This window comes from Curtobacterium sp. MCLR17_045 (genome assembly GCF_003234405.1).
GTDB classification, from domain to species: domain Bacteria; phylum Actinomycetota; class Actinomycetes; order Actinomycetales; family Microbacteriaceae; genus Curtobacterium; species Curtobacterium flaccumfaciens.
On record NZ_QKTB01000020.1, the window covers coordinates 25,652 to 40,887 of the forward strand.

13 protein-coding genes are annotated in these 15,236 nt (G+C 69.5%); 5 read left to right on the forward strand and 8 right to left on the reverse strand.

Annotated elements, in window-relative coordinates:
- Positions 1–21 precede the first annotated feature (21 nt).
- On the forward strand, positions 22–2,346 hold the full coding sequence (locus tag DEJ05_RS12750) for a bifunctional (p)ppGpp synthetase/guanosine-3',5'-bis(diphosphate) 3'-pyrophosphohydrolase (protein WP_228513657.1): 2,325 nt from the start codon (positions 22–24) through the stop codon (positions 2,344–2,346).
- A gap of 141 nt (positions 2,347–2,487) precedes the next feature.
- Here DEJ05_RS12750 and DEJ05_RS18145 read toward each other — a convergent pair whose 3' ends face one another.
- The 3 genes from DEJ05_RS18145 to deoC form a co-directional block, all read right to left on the reverse strand.
- Positions 2,488–3,060, reverse strand: a complete 573-nt coding sequence (locus tag DEJ05_RS18145) for a type IV toxin-antitoxin system AbiEi family antitoxin (protein ID WP_181440722.1) — start codon at positions 3,058–3,060, stop codon at positions 2,488–2,490.
- 196 nt (positions 3,061–3,256) lie between these two features.
- Positions 3,257–4,210, reverse strand: coding sequence for an ROK family protein (locus DEJ05_RS12760; RefSeq protein WP_111110583.1), 954 nt, complete (start codon positions 4,208–4,210; stop codon positions 3,257–3,259).
- 164 nt (positions 4,211–4,374) lie between these two features.
- Positions 4,375–5,106: a deoxyribose-phosphate aldolase gene (gene deoC, locus DEJ05_RS12765; RefSeq protein ID WP_111030096.1), complete on the reverse strand. Its 732-nt coding sequence runs from the start codon at positions 5,104–5,106 to the stop codon at positions 4,375–4,377.
- A 43-nt stretch (positions 5,107–5,149) separates the two neighbouring features.
- Here deoC and DEJ05_RS12770 point away from each other — a divergent pair, with 43 nt between their 5' ends.
- From DEJ05_RS12770 to DEJ05_RS12785, 4 genes are read left to right on the forward strand one after another with little or no spacing between them, the layout of a single operon-like run.
- A complete protein-coding gene (locus tag DEJ05_RS12770) occupies positions 5,150–6,682 on the forward strand; it encodes an SDR family oxidoreductase (protein WP_258370603.1) in 1,533 nt (510 codons plus the stop codon).
- Positions 6,679–7,263: a GDSL-type esterase/lipase family protein gene (locus DEJ05_RS12775; protein WP_071403838.1), complete on the forward strand. Its 585-nt coding sequence runs from the start codon at positions 6,679–6,681 to the stop codon at positions 7,261–7,263. Before DEJ05_RS12770 ends, DEJ05_RS12775 begins: the two co-directional genes overlap by 4 nt.
- Positions 7,263–7,694 (forward strand): DUF6804 family protein, encoded by a 432-nt coding sequence (locus tag DEJ05_RS12780; protein ID WP_111030098.1) that lies wholly within the window; start codon positions 7,263–7,265, stop codon positions 7,692–7,694. The genes DEJ05_RS12775 and DEJ05_RS12780 overlap by 1 nt, the downstream gene beginning before the upstream one ends.
- A gap of 48 nt (positions 7,695–7,742) precedes the next feature.
- On the forward strand, positions 7,743–9,296 hold the full coding sequence (locus DEJ05_RS12785) for a stealth conserved region 3 domain-containing protein (protein ID WP_111030099.1): 1,554 nt from the start codon (positions 7,743–7,745) through the stop codon (positions 9,294–9,296).
- 521 nt (positions 9,297–9,817) lie between these two features.
- Here the strand turns inward: DEJ05_RS12785 and DEJ05_RS12790 are convergent.
- The 5 genes from DEJ05_RS12790 to DEJ05_RS12810 all read right to left on the reverse strand — a co-directional run bounded on the left by DEJ05_RS12790 (position 9,818) and on the right by DEJ05_RS12810 (position 15,200).
- Positions 9,818–10,777, reverse strand: coding sequence for a phosphodiesterase (locus tag DEJ05_RS12790; protein WP_111030100.1), 960 nt, complete (start codon positions 10,775–10,777; stop codon positions 9,818–9,820).
- 167 nt (positions 10,778–10,944) lie between these two features.
- Positions 10,945–12,633 (reverse strand): ubiquinol-cytochrome c reductase cytochrome b subunit, encoded by a 1,689-nt coding sequence (locus DEJ05_RS12795; protein ID WP_111110574.1) that lies wholly within the window; start codon positions 12,631–12,633, stop codon positions 10,945–10,947.
- Positions 12,633–13,697, reverse strand: a complete 1,065-nt coding sequence (locus DEJ05_RS12800; RefSeq protein WP_027465615.1) for a ubiquinol-cytochrome c reductase iron-sulfur subunit — start codon at positions 13,695–13,697, stop codon at positions 12,633–12,635. The genes DEJ05_RS12795 and DEJ05_RS12800 overlap by 1 nt, the downstream gene beginning before the upstream one ends.
- A gap of 33 nt (positions 13,698–13,730) precedes the next feature.
- The gene (locus DEJ05_RS12805) at positions 13,731–14,540 is read right to left on the reverse strand and encodes a cytochrome c (protein WP_071403834.1); all 810 of its coding nucleotides are present in this window, start codon (positions 14,538–14,540) and stop codon (positions 13,731–13,733) included.
- A 21-nt stretch (positions 14,541–14,561) separates the two neighbouring features.
- Complete coding sequence (locus DEJ05_RS12810) at positions 14,562–15,200, reverse strand: heme-copper oxidase subunit III (protein ID WP_027465617.1); 639 nt, start codon at positions 15,198–15,200, stop codon at positions 14,562–14,564.
- Positions 15,201–15,236: the final 36 nt, after the last annotated feature.

Sequence of the window (15,236 nt, forward strand, 5' to 3'; positions counted from 1 at the left end):
CCGAGTCCTGGGAGGCGCATCATGACGGACACCCGCGAAGAGCCGTCCGCGCCGAGCCGCCCGGGTTCCGCCCCGCGGCCCTCGAGCCCGATCGGTCCGAACACCACCGGCAACCTCGGTTCCCTCCGCTCGCTGCTGCCGCGCCTGTTCTCGCGCGCCCAGCCGGCCGGCGCCGTGGACACACTGATCCGCACGGTCCGCTCGCACCACCCCAAGGCCGACGTGACGCTCATCGAGCGGGCCTACTCGGTCGCCGAGCGCGCGCACGACGGGCAGAAGCGCAAGTCCGGTGAGCCGTACATCACGCACCCGGTCGCGGTCGCGCAGATCCTGGCCGACCTCGGCATCGGCACGATCACCATCGCGGCCGCCCTCCTGCACGACACGGTGGAGGACACCGACTACCAGCTCGATCAGCTGCGAGCCGACTTCGGCGACGAGATCGCGATGCTCGTCGACGGCGTCACGAAGCTCGACAAGGTCAAGTACGGCGACAGCGCCCAGGCCGAGACCGTCCGCAAGATGGTCATCGCCATGTCGAAGGACATCCGCGTCCTCGTCATCAAGCTCGCCGACCGCCTGCACAACGCCCGCACGTGGGGCTTCGTCGAGTCGACCTCCGCCACGCGCAAGGCGAAGGAGACGCTCGAGATCTACGCGCCGCTCGCGCACCGGCTCGGCATCCAGATGATCAAGCTCGAGCTCGAGGACCTGTCGTTCGCGGTCCTGCACCCGAAGCTCTACGTCGAGATCGACAGCCTGGTCAAGGAACGCCAGCCGAAGCGCGAGCAGTTCGTCCAGAACGTCATCGGGACCCTGAAGAAGGACCTGAAGGCCGCCAAGGTCCGCGGCGACGTCATGGGCCGGCCGAAGCAGTACTACTCGATCTACCAGAAGATGATCGTGCGGGGTCGCGAGTTCGACGAGATCTACGACCTCGTCGGCATCCGCGTGCTCGTGCCGACCGTGCGCGACTGCTACGCCATGCTCGGCTCGGTGCACGCCCGCTGGACCCCGCTGCCTGGTCGCTTCAAGGACTACATCGCGACCCCCAAGTTCAATCTGTACCAGTCGCTGCACACCACGGTGCTCGGACCGCAGGGTCGTGCGGTCGAGATCCAGATCCGCACGCACGAGATGCACCAGCGCGCCGAGTTCGGTGTCGCCGCCCACTGGAAGTACAAGCAGCGCGCTGCCGGCCGCGACGCAGGCACCTCGTCGACCACGGACGACCAGGACATGGCGTGGCTCGCCCACATCACCGACTGGCAGGCCGAGACCAGCGACCCGGGCGAGTTCCTCGACTCCCTGCGCTACGAGATCGGCGCCAAGGAGACCTACGTCTTCACACCGCAGGGCAAGGTCATCGGGCTCCCCGCCGGAGCCACCCCGGTCGACTTCGCCTACGCCGTGCACACCGAGATCGGCCACCGCACGATGGGTGCGAAGGTCAACGGCCGCCTGGTCCCGCTCGAAAGCCAGTTGTCCAGTGGCGACGTCGTCGAGATCTTCACGTCGAAGAACCCGGACTCCGGCCCCTCGCAGGACTGGCTGCAGTTCGTCCGCAGCCCCCGCGCACGCAACAAGATCAAGCAGTGGTTCACCAAGGAGCGCCGCGAAGAGGCTATCGAGCAGGGTCGCGACGCCATCGCCCGGGCGATGCGCAAGCAGAACCTGCCGCTCCAGCGCATCATGAGCCAGGACAGCATCGCCGAGGTCGCCTCGTCGATGCGGTACGAGGACGTCTCCGCCCTGTACGCCGCCATCGGCGAGGGCCACGTCTCGACGCAGTCGGTGATCGAGAAGGTCCTCGGCAATGTCCAGACCGAGACCGAGACGGACGAACCCGAACTCGCGTTCCCGCGCCAGGTCACCAGTCGCCAGCTGCGCACGAGCGACAGCGGCGTGCTGGTCCGCGGTGCGCCCGACATCCTCGTGAAGCTCGCGAAGTGCTGCACCCCGGTGCCGGGCGACCAGATCGTGGGCTTCATCACCCGCGGCCAGGGTGTCTCGGTGCACCAGTCGTCGTGCACCAACGTGAAGTCGCTCATGAACGAACCCGACCGGATGATCGAGGTCGAGTGGGCCCCGTCATCGAAGTCGGTGTTCCTCGTGCAGATCCAGATCGAGGCGCTCGATCGGTCGGGCCTGCTCAGCGACGTCACCCGGGTGCTGACCGACCACCACGTGAACATACTGTCCGCGACGGTTTCGACCTCGTCCGACCGTCTCGCGCTGAGCCGGTTCGTGTTCGAGATGGGCGACACCATCCACCTCGACCGCGTGCTCAACGCGGTGCGACGCATCGACGCCGTCTACGACGTCTACCGCGTCAGCGCCGGCTAGGACGGCAGCGCCCCGCGCGGCCCGTCCGTCGACCGGTCACGAACTGTCCGCCTGCGGCCCTGCCAACCGACGGTTCTTGACCACTCGGCGGACGTGAGCCGGGTGTCCTGACCACCCGCGCCCGCACCCAGCGCGCAACCCCTACCGGACAGCGCCCCCAGCCGCGCCCTGCAGCCCCTGCAACCGCCGCTCGGCCTGCCGCACCATGGGGATCGTCCCGAGCGACGTCAAGCGCGCCCTCAGCTCGGCAGCGGTGACCGCCCCGATCGCGAGCAGCCCGTGCACGGCCGTTGCCTCGGCCTTCCCGAACGCACCGGCCGAGGGGCCCGGCGTTCGGAGCAGGTCGACCGCGGTCCGCGCCGGCAGCGTGACCCGCAGCCCCGAGCGCTCGACGGTGTCGTCGACGTCGATCCGGACCTCTCGCAGGCGGACGTCCGGCCCGACGTGGACGCGGACCTGCGGCGGGATGCAGGCCTCGAGCGGCGCCGGCGGCCGGGACACCGCGCCCCAGATCCACGCGGCGGTCAGGGTGCAGGCGATCAGGCGCGCGTCCCGCAGGACCCATGCCGCAGCGGCGGCGCGCAACGACGGCGTCTGCGGCTCAGCGGGGGAGGCCCAGCAGGGGCCGACGGCGACCAGCTCACCGGCCAGGACCGCCGCACGCAGCTCGGGTTCCGGCCAGTCGTCACTGGTCAGCAGTCGCGGGCGGGGCACCCGCACATCCTGCCCGACCTGCGGCCGCGACCGACAGGCCTGTGGACAAGCCCCGCACCGGCCGGGAGGACCGTGGCGGGCCCGCACCGCGCCTCCAGGCCGTCGCCGGTCACGTCCACGGCGTTGGCCGCGTCGACGACGCGACCAGCCGACGGCCGCGCGCCGGATCGGACGCGGCCGGGCGCGACGCGCGCGCTCAGCGCAGGACGTCGGCGCGGTGCACGAGCGCCGCGGCACCGATGAGCGGACCGTCCTGGGACAACCCGGTCGGCACGATCTGCACCTTCGTGACGAACCCGAACTCGACACGCTCCGCCACGGCCTGCCGGGCGTACTCGAACAGGTCCGGGGTGACGCGCGAGAACCCGCCGCCGATGGCCACGATCTCGAGGTCGACCAGGCTCGTGGCGGCGGCGATGGCCTGCCCGAGGGCACGGCCGCTCCGCTGGATCGCTGCGACGGCGATCTCGTCGCCGGCGGCGTACGCGGCCGAGAGCTCCTCGCCGGTCGTGCCCGCGAAGCCCTGACGACGTGCCCAGGCCACGGTCTTCGGGCCGCTGGCGATCGCCTCGAGGCAACCGGTGCCGCCGCAGGCGCAGGGGTCGACGTAGCCGCCGCACTCGACGTGCCCGATGTGGCCGGCGTTGCCCGTCGGTCCGCTGACGGTGCGACCGTGCAGGATGAGCCCGCCGCCGACACCGGTGGAGACGATCATGCCCATGACGTGCTCGTAGCCCTGGGCCGCGCCGACCCAGTGCTCGGCGAGGGTGATCGCCAGGCCGTCCATGCGGAGCGTCACCGGGACGTCGTCCGGCACGAGCGCCGCGATCCGGTCGCGCAGCGGGTGGCCACGCCAGACCGGCATGTTGAGCGGGGAGACGAGGCCGTGCTCCTCGTCGACCGGGCCGGCGGAACCGACGCCGACGCCGACGAGCGTCGCGTCGGCGGGCAGCGCGCCGAGCGCGGCCGTGACGACCTCGTCGACGGCGGCCTGCAGTTCGTCCGAGGTGCGCTGCGGCCCGGTGGGGCTGCGGAACCGGGTCGCCGGCAGCACGACGCCCTGGTCGGTGACGAGCGCGGCCTCGACCTTCGTGCCGCCGAGGTCGACGGCCAGGGCGAGGGCGGGGGACTGGGGTGCGGTGCTGGACATGCGCGCTCCGATGCGGCGGTCTGGAGGCACGGTGCGGGTCGCCGACGCGTCGTCGCGTCCGGTGGGCACCGGCCTGGTCGTGGTGGGTCGTGCTGGGTGCGTGGGCTGGCTCAGCTGGGCTGGCTCAGTCGGGTGGGCTCAGCGCCGTGGGTCAGCCCCGTGGGTCAGTAGGACGTCGTGTCGTCGCCGAGCGCCGACGCGGCGCCCGTCTCGGCGCGGTGCGTGACCTCGTCGAGGATGCGGGCCGAGGCGCTCGTGCCGATGCGGTTCGCGCCCGCCTCGACCATCTCGAGCAGGGTGTCGAGCCCGCGGACGCCGCCGGAGGCCTTCACGCCGGTGTCGGCACCGACCGTGCGGCGCATGAGGGCGATGTGCTCGGCCGTCGCGCCACCGCCGGCGAACCCGGTCGAGGTCTTCACGAAGGCGGCGCCGGCGGTCTGTGCCGCACGCGAGGCCGCGACGATCTCGTCATCGGTCAGGAACGCGGTCTCGAGGATCACCTTGACCACGGTGTCGCCGGCGGCGTCGACGACCGCGCGGACGTCCTGCTCGACGCGCTGCCAGTCACCCGACTTCGCCGCGCCGATGTTCTGCACCATGTCGAGCTCGAACGCGCCGTCGGCCAGTGCCTGCAGCGACTCGGCGACCTTCGCCGCGGTGGACGTCGTGCCGTGCGGGAAGCCGATCACGGTGCCGACGCCGACACCGGTGCCCGTGAGGCGCTCGACGGCCTGGGCGACGTCGCTCGGACGGACGCAGACGCTGAAGACGCGGTGGGCGGCGGCTTCGTCGAGCTGGGCGTCGACGTCCGCGCGGGTGAGTTCGGGCTTCAGGATCGCGTGGTCGATGAGGCCGCGGACGGCATCGACGGTGACGGGGAAGGCTGCGTTGTCCACCCGGCAAGCCTACCCGTCAGGCGTGCCGCGTAGCGTGCAGGGCATGCAGGTCCTCGTCACCGGCGCCACCGGGTACATCGGTGGTCGTCTCGTCCCTCGTCTCCTCGAAGCCGGCCACTCCGTCCGTGTGTTCGTGCGCAACCCCCGGAAGCTCCAGGACGTCCCGTGGAGCAGTGAGGTCGACGTCGCGGAGGGCGACCTCCAGGACGCCGAGGCGGTGCGCGCCGCCGTCGACGGGATCGAGGCGGTCTACTACCTCGCCCACGCGATGGGCGCCGACGGCGACTTCGAGTCGGCCGAGCGCGAAGCAGCGGAGACCATGGCGCGCGAGGCGAAGGCGGCCGGCGTCAGCCGGTTCGTCTACCTGGGCGGGCTGCACCCCGACGGCGAGCTGTCGAAGCACCTCCGCAGCCGCAAGGAGGTGGGGGAGATCCTCCTCAGCTCGGGCGTGCCGACGGTGGCGTACCAGGCCGGGGTCGTGATCGGCTCGGGCAGCACCTCGTTCGAGATGATCCGGCACCTGACCGACGTCCTGCCGTGGATGCCCGCGCCGCGCTGGGTCCGCAACCACATCCAGCCGATCGCGGTCCGCGACGTCCTGTACTACCTGGTGGCCGCGCTCGACGTGCCCGCCGACGTCAACCGCACCTTCGACATCGGCGGCCCCGACGTCCTGCGGTACGGCCAGATGCTGAACGGCTACGCGGTCGAGGCGAAGCTGCCCCAGCGTCCGATCACGGTCCTGCCGGTGCTCACCCCGCGCCTCGCCGCACACTGGTTCAACGCCGTCACCCCGATCCCGCGCAAGCTCGCGACCCCGATCATCGAGTCGCTGCAGTTCGAGTGCGTGCAGCGCGAGCACGACATCGACGACGTCGTGCCGCAGCCCGAGGGCGGGCTCACCTCGTACCGCCGGGCCGTCCGCCTCGCGCTCAACAAGATGCGCAGCGGTCAGGTCCAGACGAGCTGGCGGAGCGCGACGCTCTCGAGCGCCTCGGCCGACCCGATGCCGAACGACCCCGACTGGGCCGGGCACACGGTCTACGTCGACGACCGGAAGCGGCACTCCAGTGCCTCCGCCGAGGACGTCTGGCGCGTCGTCGAGTCGATCGGCGGCGACAACGGCTGGTACTCGTTCCCACTCGCCTGGGTCGCCCGCGGCTGGATGGACAAGATCGCCGGCGGTGTCGGCCTGAACCGCGGCCGGCGTGACCAGCAGCGCCTGGAGCAGGGTGACGCGCTCGACTGGTGGCGCGTCGAACGACTCGAGCGCGGCCGGTACCTGCGGCTCCGCGCCGAGTTCAAGTCGCCCGGTCGTGCGTGGCTCGAGATGACCGTCACACCGAACCCCGACGGCGGCAGCGACTACCACCAGCGGGCGATCTACTTCCCGCAGGGCCTGGCCGGGCGGCTGTACTGGTACGGCATCCTGCCGTTCCACGGCGTCATCTTCCCCGGTATGGTCGAGCGCATCACCGCCGCCGCCGAGCGGGAGTCCGACCACACCGAGTCCACGCAGCGCAACCGGACGCAGCAGACCGGGACCCCCGAGCCGGCGCACGAGGAGGCAGCATGACCGACGACCGCAGCCCCGTCCTCTTCCTGGGGGACAGCATCACCGAACAGGGCGACTGGGACACCTGGCTCCCCGACGAGCACACGCTGAACCAGGGCATCGGTGGAGACACGACCGACGGCGTACTGACGCGCCTCGACGCCGTCGTCGCCGAACAGCCCGAGGTGATCGTGCTGCTCATCGGCACGAACGACTTCGGCAACCACCGCGCGAGCGCCGAGCACGTGGTCCGCAACGTCGAGACCATCCTGGTCACGCTCCGCCGCGAGCTGCCGGGCGTGCGCCTGCTGCTCGTGTCGATCCTGCCCCGGCAAGCCGAGTACGCCACGAAGATCGAGCAGGCCAACCGGCACCTCCGGCAGTTCGTCGCCACGTGCCACGCGCAGTACCTCGACGCCTGGCCCGCCCTGGCCGACGGCGACCACCTGGACGCCCGCTTCACCGAGGACGGCCTGCACCTGACCGAAGACGGCTACCGTGCGCTGGTCGGCGAGCTGGTGCCGGCGCTCGAGCGCGTCCGCGACCTGCCGCCGATGTCGCGGTCGATCCAGGCGATCGACCTCGACGGCTCCGCGGACTGATGGCCGCACGCAAGGGGCGGCCCCCGGTGGGGTCGTCCCAGCACGGCGTGCCCGCAGGGTCCCCGCGACCCGCAGCCGCCGCACCCGTCAACGGTGCCCGCACCACGCCGCCCTTCACCCGGCCCGCGCTGGCGCCGTCGATGATCGCGGCAATCGTCCTGCTGGCCTGCGTCGCCATCGTCGATTCGTCGGGCTTCGTCTTCGCCCGCTGGGGCGTCACGGTGCTCGCGTTGATCGTGCTGGTCTTCAGCGTGCGCGGCAAGGTCTGGTGGGCCGCCCTGCTCATGGCCGCCGTCGCCGTCTGCTGGAACCCGCTCGTCACGGTGCCGATCCCCGGACAGGTGTGGGCGGCACTGCAGCTGGTGGCCGCCGCGCTGTTCATCGTGGTGGGCATCGTGGTCAAGGTGCCCCGCGAGTCGGACGGACGGTAGGATCGGCAGGTCGGGTACAGGACCCGGCCGCACACCCGAAGGGCATGGATGAACGACGAGACCGAGCCGGTGACCGAGAGTCCTCTGCTGAACCCTCGACCGTCCTCCGGCGGTCTCGACCGATCCGACGTCGTCGTCCGCAAGGGGCGACTGACCCTGATCAACGGACACCTCACGCCGCAGCAGTCGATGATCGAGGACCTGCTGTTCCTCGACGACGCGCTCACCGCGGCTGACGTCGACCACCTGCTCATCCGCGGCAACGACCAGCGCCCGGTGATCGCCCTCGACGAGCGTGACCGCCAGCGTGCCGAGAGCGCCGTGATGTCCGCGGCCGTCAACGAGCCCTTCTACGCGAAGCCCCCGGGCAAGCCGGCGGTGCTCGTGCAGGACGACGGACTCGGCTCCATCGAGGAACCCGTGCTCCGCGTGTTCCGCCCGCGGCTCGAGCCGCTCGGACGCCTGCGCTACGGCGCCGAGACGAGCGTCCAGCTCGAGTTCTGGCGCGTCACCGACATCGAGGTCCTCGCCCCCGTCGAGAACGCCCTGATGCGTCGCAGCCTGCCGATCGACGAGTTCGTCCTCGTCGACATCGAACGCTACGGCCGCACCTGGCGCACCGTCGAGCACATGTTCGACGACCACGTCTCGGACATCCGGTTCCCGATCGACATCGTCTTCTCGTGGGTCGACGGCAACGCCATCGAGTACCAGCGCGCCCGCCAGGCCGCACAGTCGAACGCCGTCCTGGGCGAGGGCGACGACGCCCCGGCCCGGTTCCGCCAGATCGACGAGCTGAAGTACGCGCTCCGCTCGGTGCACACCTTCGCACCGTGGATCCGCCAGATCTACATCGCGACGGACTCCCCGGCGCCGCACTGGCTCGCCGAGCACCCGAAGGTCCGCATCGTCCGCAGCGAGGAGTTCTTCGCCGACCCCTCCGTGCTGCCGACGCACAACTCGCAGGCCGTCGAGTCGCAGCTGCACCACATCCCGGGCATCAGCGAGCACTTCATCTACTCGAACGACGACATGTTCTTCGGGCGCCTCGTCGACCCCTCGGTGTTCTACAGCCCGGGATCGGTCACGAAGTTCATCCTCGCGTCGACCCGGATCGGCCTCGGCTCCAACAACCCTGCACGCAGCGGTTTCGAGAACTCCGCCCGCGTGAACCGTCGCCTGCTGCAGCAGCGCTTCGGTGCGGTGACCACCCGGCACCTCGAGCACGCCCCGACGCCCCTGCGCGCCTCGATCATGACCGAGATGGAGCACGAGTTCGCCGACGAGTTCGCGGCCACTGCGGCGTCCCGCTTCCGAGCCGCCGACAACATCTCGGTGACGAACTCGCTGTACCACTACTACTCTCTGCTCACCGGTCGGGCGATCATCCAGGAGAACGCGGCCGTCGGGTACGTCGACACGACCATGGTCTCCGGACTCAAGGCCCTCGACGAGCTGCTGAAGAAGCGGAACGTGGACTTCTTCTGCCTGAACGACGGCAGCTTCCCCGAGGTCAGCGACGAAGAGCGCACGCAGCGCGTCACGGGCTTCCTGGAGCGCTACTTCCCGTTCCCCGCGCCGTGGGAGCGCCCCAGCGCTTAGGACGCGCCAGCGGCCTGCTGGGAGCGTCCCAGCGCTCAGGACGCGCCAGCGGCCTGCTGGGGCGCTCCGGGCGAGCCTGCGAGCCCGGCGCCGGAACCCAGCCACGAGGTTTGACGCACCCGCACGCTCCACCGGTCACGACTCCCCGCCACCCCCACGCCGAGCGGTCACAGCCCGTCGCCTGCGCCGCCCACAGCCGACGGAACATGACCACGCGACGCAGCACCCGCGGTGAGTCGCGACCACCCCGCGGGCCGGGAGGCGCGGGTCGGGCCCGCCACGGGCCTCCCGACCGTCGGGCGTGCCGTCGGGACGTACACGACGCCGCGCGGTCAAGACACCCCGTTGACTGCCCGCCGAGCGGTCATGAACTATTGATTGCCGAGCCGCCAGCCGACGGAACGTGACCACTCGCCGCACACTGACGGGGAGTCATGACCTCCCGCGCCCACGCTTGGTGAGCAGAAGAGGTCGGGTCCGCATGACGGACCCGACCTCTTCTGCACGCGAAGTGCGCGACGCTACCGGTGGACGGGGGAGACGGGCACCGAGTCGAGCGTGAACACCGGGATGCTCGAGGTCACCGGTGCCGGCTCGACGGCCGCGGGGATCGTCACGCCGTGCGCCGCGAGCTTCGCCTCGGTCTCGAGCGCGGAGACGGGCTGTCCGACGGTGGCGTAGTGCCCGATCGGCACGACCGAGTGCACGACGTTGTGGCCGTAGACGTGCACGAGGTTGAACGACTGCGCACCGTCTCGTCCGCGGGTGCCGCCCTGGAACTCGGTGAGGTCCTGGGTGTAGCAGGTGGCGCTTGCGACGGAAACCGGGATGCCGGCGAACACCGCACTGGTGGAGTAGTGCAGGTGCCCGGCGATGATGGCGAGGACGTCACTGCCCTCGACGACCTCGGCCAGGGCCTGCTGGTCGCGGAGCTCGACGAGGACGGTGAGGTCCTGGACGCTCGGCACCGGCGGGTGGTGCATCGCGAGGATGGTGCCGTGCGGCGCGGCCTCGGACAGGACCTCGGCGAGCCAGTCGAGCTGCTCGGGGGAGACCTCACCGTGGTGGTGACCCGGCACGCTCGTGTCCAGGGTGATCACGCGGAGACCGTTGACGTCGTAGACGAAGTCGACCGGGCGGTCGGTGGGCTGCAGGCCGAAGAGCTCCTGGCGGAAGGCACCGCGCTCGTCGTGGTTGCCCATGGCCCAGATGACCTGTGCACCGATGCGCTGGGCCGCCGGTTCGAGGATCTCGCGGACGCGGGCGTACGCTCCCGGCTCGCCCTTGTCGGCCACGTCGCCGGTGACGACGATCGCTTCGGGCCGCGTGCCCGAGGCTTCGATGTCCGCGACGATCTGCGTGAGCCGTGCGGCGGAGTCCACATCGCCGTACAGGTTGCGGTCCCCGGAGACGAGGTGCGTGTCGCTGAGGTGGAGGAGGAAGTGGTTCGGCCTGGGGTGTTCGGCCGTCCGGCTGTCCATCGGGGTCTCATTCCGTTGGCGGATGCGTGGTGCAACACGTTGCCACACCGTCCTGGACGAGTCCAGCATGCGAGAGTGAACCAGCCGTGAACTGGGGGCGGCGTGTTGCCCTGTGCACGAAGAAACCCCCGCCACTTCGTGACGGGGGTTGCTTCGTGCGCTACCGATCAGTGATCGCCGGGGCCGACCTGGGGAGCCTGGTGGCCACCCTCGAGGTTCGGGCCGTGGTGCGCGGCGTGTGCTGCCTCGAGTTCTGCCTTCGAGACCGGCTCGATGCGGTCTTCGAAGAAGAAGCGGGAGACGCCGGCGCGGACCTTCTGCATACCCGTGATCTTGCCCTTGGCGTTCGGGCGGATCATCAGCGGCTTGTACTCGTTGAACTGCAGGAGCTTCCAGCGCTCGTACTCGTCGAGCTGCTCGTGCACCTCGATGTACTCGCCGTGGGGGAGTCGGACGATGCGGCCCGACTCGTAGCCGTGCAGGACGATCTCGCGGTCCTTCTTCTGGAGGGCGAGGCAGACACGCTTCGTGATCCAGAAGGCGATGAACGGACCGAGGACGGTCGTTGCCTGGATCACGTGGATCACGTGTTCGATCGACACCAGGAAGTGCGTCGCGATGATGTCCGACGAGGCTGCTGCCCAGAGGCTGGCGTAGAGCGTGATGCCAGCGGCACCGAACGCCGTGCGCGTCGGGGCGTTGCGCGGGCGGTCGAGGATGTGGTGCTCACGCTTGTCGCCCGTGACCCACGCCTCGATGAAGGGGTAGAGCAGGATCGCCAGGATGAGCAGCACCAGGACCGCGATCGGCGCCAGGATGTTGAACGACACCGTGTAGCCGAACCACACGACCTCCCAGTGCGGCGGGACCAGTCGGAGCGCGCCGTCGGCGAAGCCGATGTACCAGTCGGGCTGGGTACCGGCGGACACCGGGGAGGGGTCGTACGGGCCGTAGTTCCAGATCGGGTTGATCGTGAACAGCGACGCGATGAGGGCCAGGATGCCCGCGACGATGAAGAAGAACCCACCGGCCTTCGCGGCGAACGCCGGGAGGATCGGGACACCGACGACGTTCTCGTTGGTCTTGCCCGGACCGGCGAACTGCGTGTGCTTGTTGATCACGACGAGCACGAGGTGGACACCGAGCACCGCGACGAGGATCGCCGGCAGCAGCAGGATGTGCAGCGTGTACAGGCGGCCGACGATGTCGGTCCCCGGGAACTCGCCGCCGAACAGCAGGTAGGCGATCCAGACGCCGATCACCGGGACACCCTCGATCATGCCGACGATGATCCGCAGACCGTTTCCGGAGAGCAGGTCGTCGGGGAGCGAGTAGCCGGTGAAGCCCTCGGCCATGGCGAGGACCCAGAGCAGGAAGCCGAAGACCCAGTTGAGCTCACGCGGCTTGCGGAAGGCGCCGGTGAAGAACACGCGGGCCATGTGCAGCATGATCGACGCCACGAACAGCAGGGCTGCCCAGTGGTGGACCTGGCGGACGAAGAGCCCGCCGCGGATGTCGAACGAGATGTCGAGCGTGGACTGCAGGGCCGTCGACATCGCCACGCCCTTGAGCGGGACGTACGAGCCGTTGTAGACGACCTCGGTCATGGACGCCTGGAAGAAGAACGTCAGGAAGGTCCCGGAGAGCAGCACGACGACGAAGCTGTACAGCGCCACCTCGCCGAGCATGAAGCTCCAGTGGTCCGGGAAGATCTTGCGGCCGACTTCCTTGACGAGGCCCGAGATGCTGGTGCGCTCGTCGATGTAGTTGGCGACCCCGCCGATGATGCGGGATCCGCGCTCCGGCGCCGGCTTGTTCGTCGACGTGTTCGGTGCGGTGGTGGTGGTGCTGGTCATCAGCGTTCACGCTCCCAGAAGGACGGTCCGACCGGCTCGTGGAAGTCGCTCTGGGCAACCAGGTAGCCGTCGTCGTCGATCGCGATCGGAAGTTGGGGGAGGGGGCGTGCTGCCGGACCGAAGATGACCTCGCAGTTGTTCGAGACATCGAAGGTGGACTGGTGGCACGGGCACAGCAGGTGGTGCGTCTGCTGTTCGTAGAGCGCGACGGGGCAACCGACGTGGGTGCAGATCTTGGAGTACGCGACGATGCCGTCGTAGCCCCAGTTCTCGTGGCCCTTGGACGGGTTGAGGTCCTTCGGGTCGAGACGCATGAGGAGGACGGAGGCCTTGGCCTTCTCCTCCAGCATGTGCTCGGACTCGAGCATGCCCTCGGGGATGACGTGGAACACCGAACCGATGGTGACGTCGGAGGCCTTGATCGGCAGACCCGTCGGGTCCTTCGTCAGGCGCAGGCCCTGCTTCCAGAAGGTGTGGCGGAGCAGCTCGTTGGGGTCCTCGGCGGGAGCGAGGTCACGGACCAGGACGATGCCGGGGAGCGGGAACGCGGCCAGGGCACCGATCATCGAGTTGCGGATCAGCTTGCGACGGCTGAAGCCGGACTCCTTGTCGGCGAGCTGGAACGCCTCGACCGCCTTGGCGCGGGTCGCGTCGGTGCCGCGGGTGCCGTGGCGGAGCTCGGTGATTTCACGGTCGACGACGAGCGACTTCGACCAGTAGACGGCGCCGAGGCCGAGGGCGAGGAGCGCGAGGGCGATCGACAGGCCCAGGAAGAGGTTCGCGGTGCGGACCGTCCCGAAGTCGCTCGGGTCGATCGGGAAGGCGACGTACGCCGCGATCGACAGCACGCTGCCGACGATCGACAGGTAGAAGTACGCGGCGACCTGGCGCTCGGCCAGACGCTGCTTCTTCGGGTCGACGTCGGTGCGACGCGGGCGGTGCGGCGGCTCGCCCGGGTTCTCGAACGGGTCGACGGGGAGGACCGCAATCCCGGGGGAGGTGGTCGTGCCGTGCTTCTCGACAGCCGAGGACGAGTTCAGCGTCTCGTCGTCGTGCTCTGCCATGGTGTTCCCTTCAGTGTCGTTCGACACGGACGATCAGTTGGACTTCGCGGTCAGCCAGACGGTCATCGCGACGACCGCGCCGAGTCCGAAGATCCAGATGAACAGACCCTCGGCGACCGGCCCCAGGGAGCCGAGTGCGAAGCCACCGGGGGACTTGTTGTCCTGCACGTACTTGAGGTACGTGATGATGTCGGCCTTCTGCTCCGGCGTCAGGTTCAGGTCGTTGAAGACCGGCATGTTCTGCGGGCCGGTGAGCATGGCCTCGTAGATGTGCTTGCCGGAGACCGTCTCGAGGTTCGGGGCGTACTTGCCCTCGGTCAGCGCACCGCCGGCGCCGGCCACGTTGTGGCACATGGCGCAGTTGATGCGGAACAGCTCGGCGCCTTCGGCAGCGTCGCCGTCCTCACCGTTGGTGAGCTCGGTGGACGGGACCGACGGGCCGGGGCCGAGGGAGGCGACGTACTGCGCGAGTGCGTCGACCTGCTCGTCCGTGAACTGCGCGGGCTTCTCTTCGGCCTGCGGGCCCTGAGCGGCCATCGGCATGCGGCCGGTGCCGACCTGGAAGTCGACCGACGCGGCGCCGACACCGATGAGGGACGGGCCCTCGCTCGTGCCCTGCGCGGAGAGACCGTGGCAGGTGGCGCAGTTCGAGGCGAAGAGCTTCTCGCCCTCGTTCACCTGCGACTGGCTCGAGGCGGCGACGGTGTTCGTGCTGTCGTCGGCGTTCGCCGTGGAGCTGAACAGTGCGTACGCGCCACCGGTGGTCATGAGACCCACGACGATGAGCGACACGGTCGCCATCGGTGAACGGCGGCCCTTCTTGGACTTGGTTCTGTTGAACATGTGCTGGGGGGTGTCCAGTTCCTACTTGAGAAGGTAGATGACGGCGAAGAGGAAGATCCACACGACGTCGACGAAGTGCCAGTAGTACGACACGACGATGGCGGTGGTCGCTTCCTTGTGGCCGAAGTTCTTGGCGGCGAAACCGCGGCCGAGCGTCAGCAGGAAGGCGATGAGGCCACCGGTCACGTGGAGCCCGTGGAACCCGGTGGTCATGTAGAACGCCGAGCCGTATGCGCTGGAGGAGAGCGTCACGCCCTCGTGCCAGAGGTTGGCGTACTCGAAGATCTGGCCGCAGACGAAGATCGCACCCATCGCGTAGGTGACGAAGAACCACTCCGTCATGCCCCAGTGGCGCGGGTTCCAGCTCGTCCGGTGCACCTGGAAGCGCTCCGCGGCGAACACGGCGAACTGGCAGGCGAAGCTGGACAGCACCAGGATGATCGTGTTCACGGAGGCGAAGGGCACCTCGAGCTTCGCGGTCTCGGTCGCCCAGAGCTCAGGGGACGTGCTGCGGAGCGTGAAGTAGATCGCGAACAGGCCGGCGAAGAACATGACCTCGCTGCCCAGCCACACGATCGTCCCCACGGCCACGGCGTTCGGCCTGTTGAGGGCCGGACCGCTGGCTGATCTGGAGAGAGAGGTGCTAGTCACGTCCTCCATTATGGCCGAAACCCCCGACAGTGTTTTCGCAGGAGA

Bases quoted from the DNA above. Each gene is read 5' to 3' on its own strand.
- DEJ05_RS12750 (WP_228513657.1), top strand. From the start codon at position 22: ATGACGGACACCCGCGAAGAGCCGTCCGCGCCGAGCCGCCCGGGTTCC.
- DEJ05_RS12785 (WP_111030099.1), top strand. From the start codon at position 7,743: ATGAACGACGAGACCGAGCCGGTGACCGAGAGTCCTCTGCTGAACCCT.
- DEJ05_RS12780 (WP_111030098.1), top strand. From the start codon at position 7,263: ATGGCCGCACGCAAGGGGCGGCCCCCGGTGGGGTCGTCCCAGCACGGC.
- DEJ05_RS12795 (WP_111110574.1), bottom strand. From the start codon at position 12,633: ATGACCAGCACCACCACCACCGCACCGAACACGTCGACGAACAAGCCG.
- DEJ05_RS12790 (WP_111030100.1), bottom strand. From the start codon at position 10,777: ATGGACAGCCGGACGGCCGAACACCCCAGGCCGAACCACTTCCTCCTC.
- DEJ05_RS12775 (WP_071403838.1), top strand. From the start codon at position 6,679: ATGACCGACGACCGCAGCCCCGTCCTCTTCCTGGGGGACAGCATCACC.
- DEJ05_RS12805 (WP_071403834.1), bottom strand. From the start codon at position 14,540: ATGTTCAACAGAACCAAGTCCAAGAAGGGCCGCCGTTCACCGATGGCG.
- DEJ05_RS12770 (WP_258370603.1), top strand. From the start codon at position 5,150: ATGCAGGTCCTCGTCACCGGCGCCACCGGGTACATCGGTGGTCGTCTC.
- DEJ05_RS12800 (WP_027465615.1), bottom strand. From the start codon at position 13,697: ATGGCAGAGCACGACGACGAGACGCTGAACTCGTCCTCGGCTGTCGAG.
- DEJ05_RS12810 (WP_027465617.1), bottom strand. From the start codon at position 15,200: ATGGAGGACGTGACTAGCACCTCTCTCTCCAGATCAGCCAGCGGTCCG.
- DEJ05_RS12760 (WP_111110583.1), bottom strand. From the start codon at position 4,210: ATGTCCAGCACCGCACCCCAGTCCCCCGCCCTCGCCCTGGCCGTCGAC.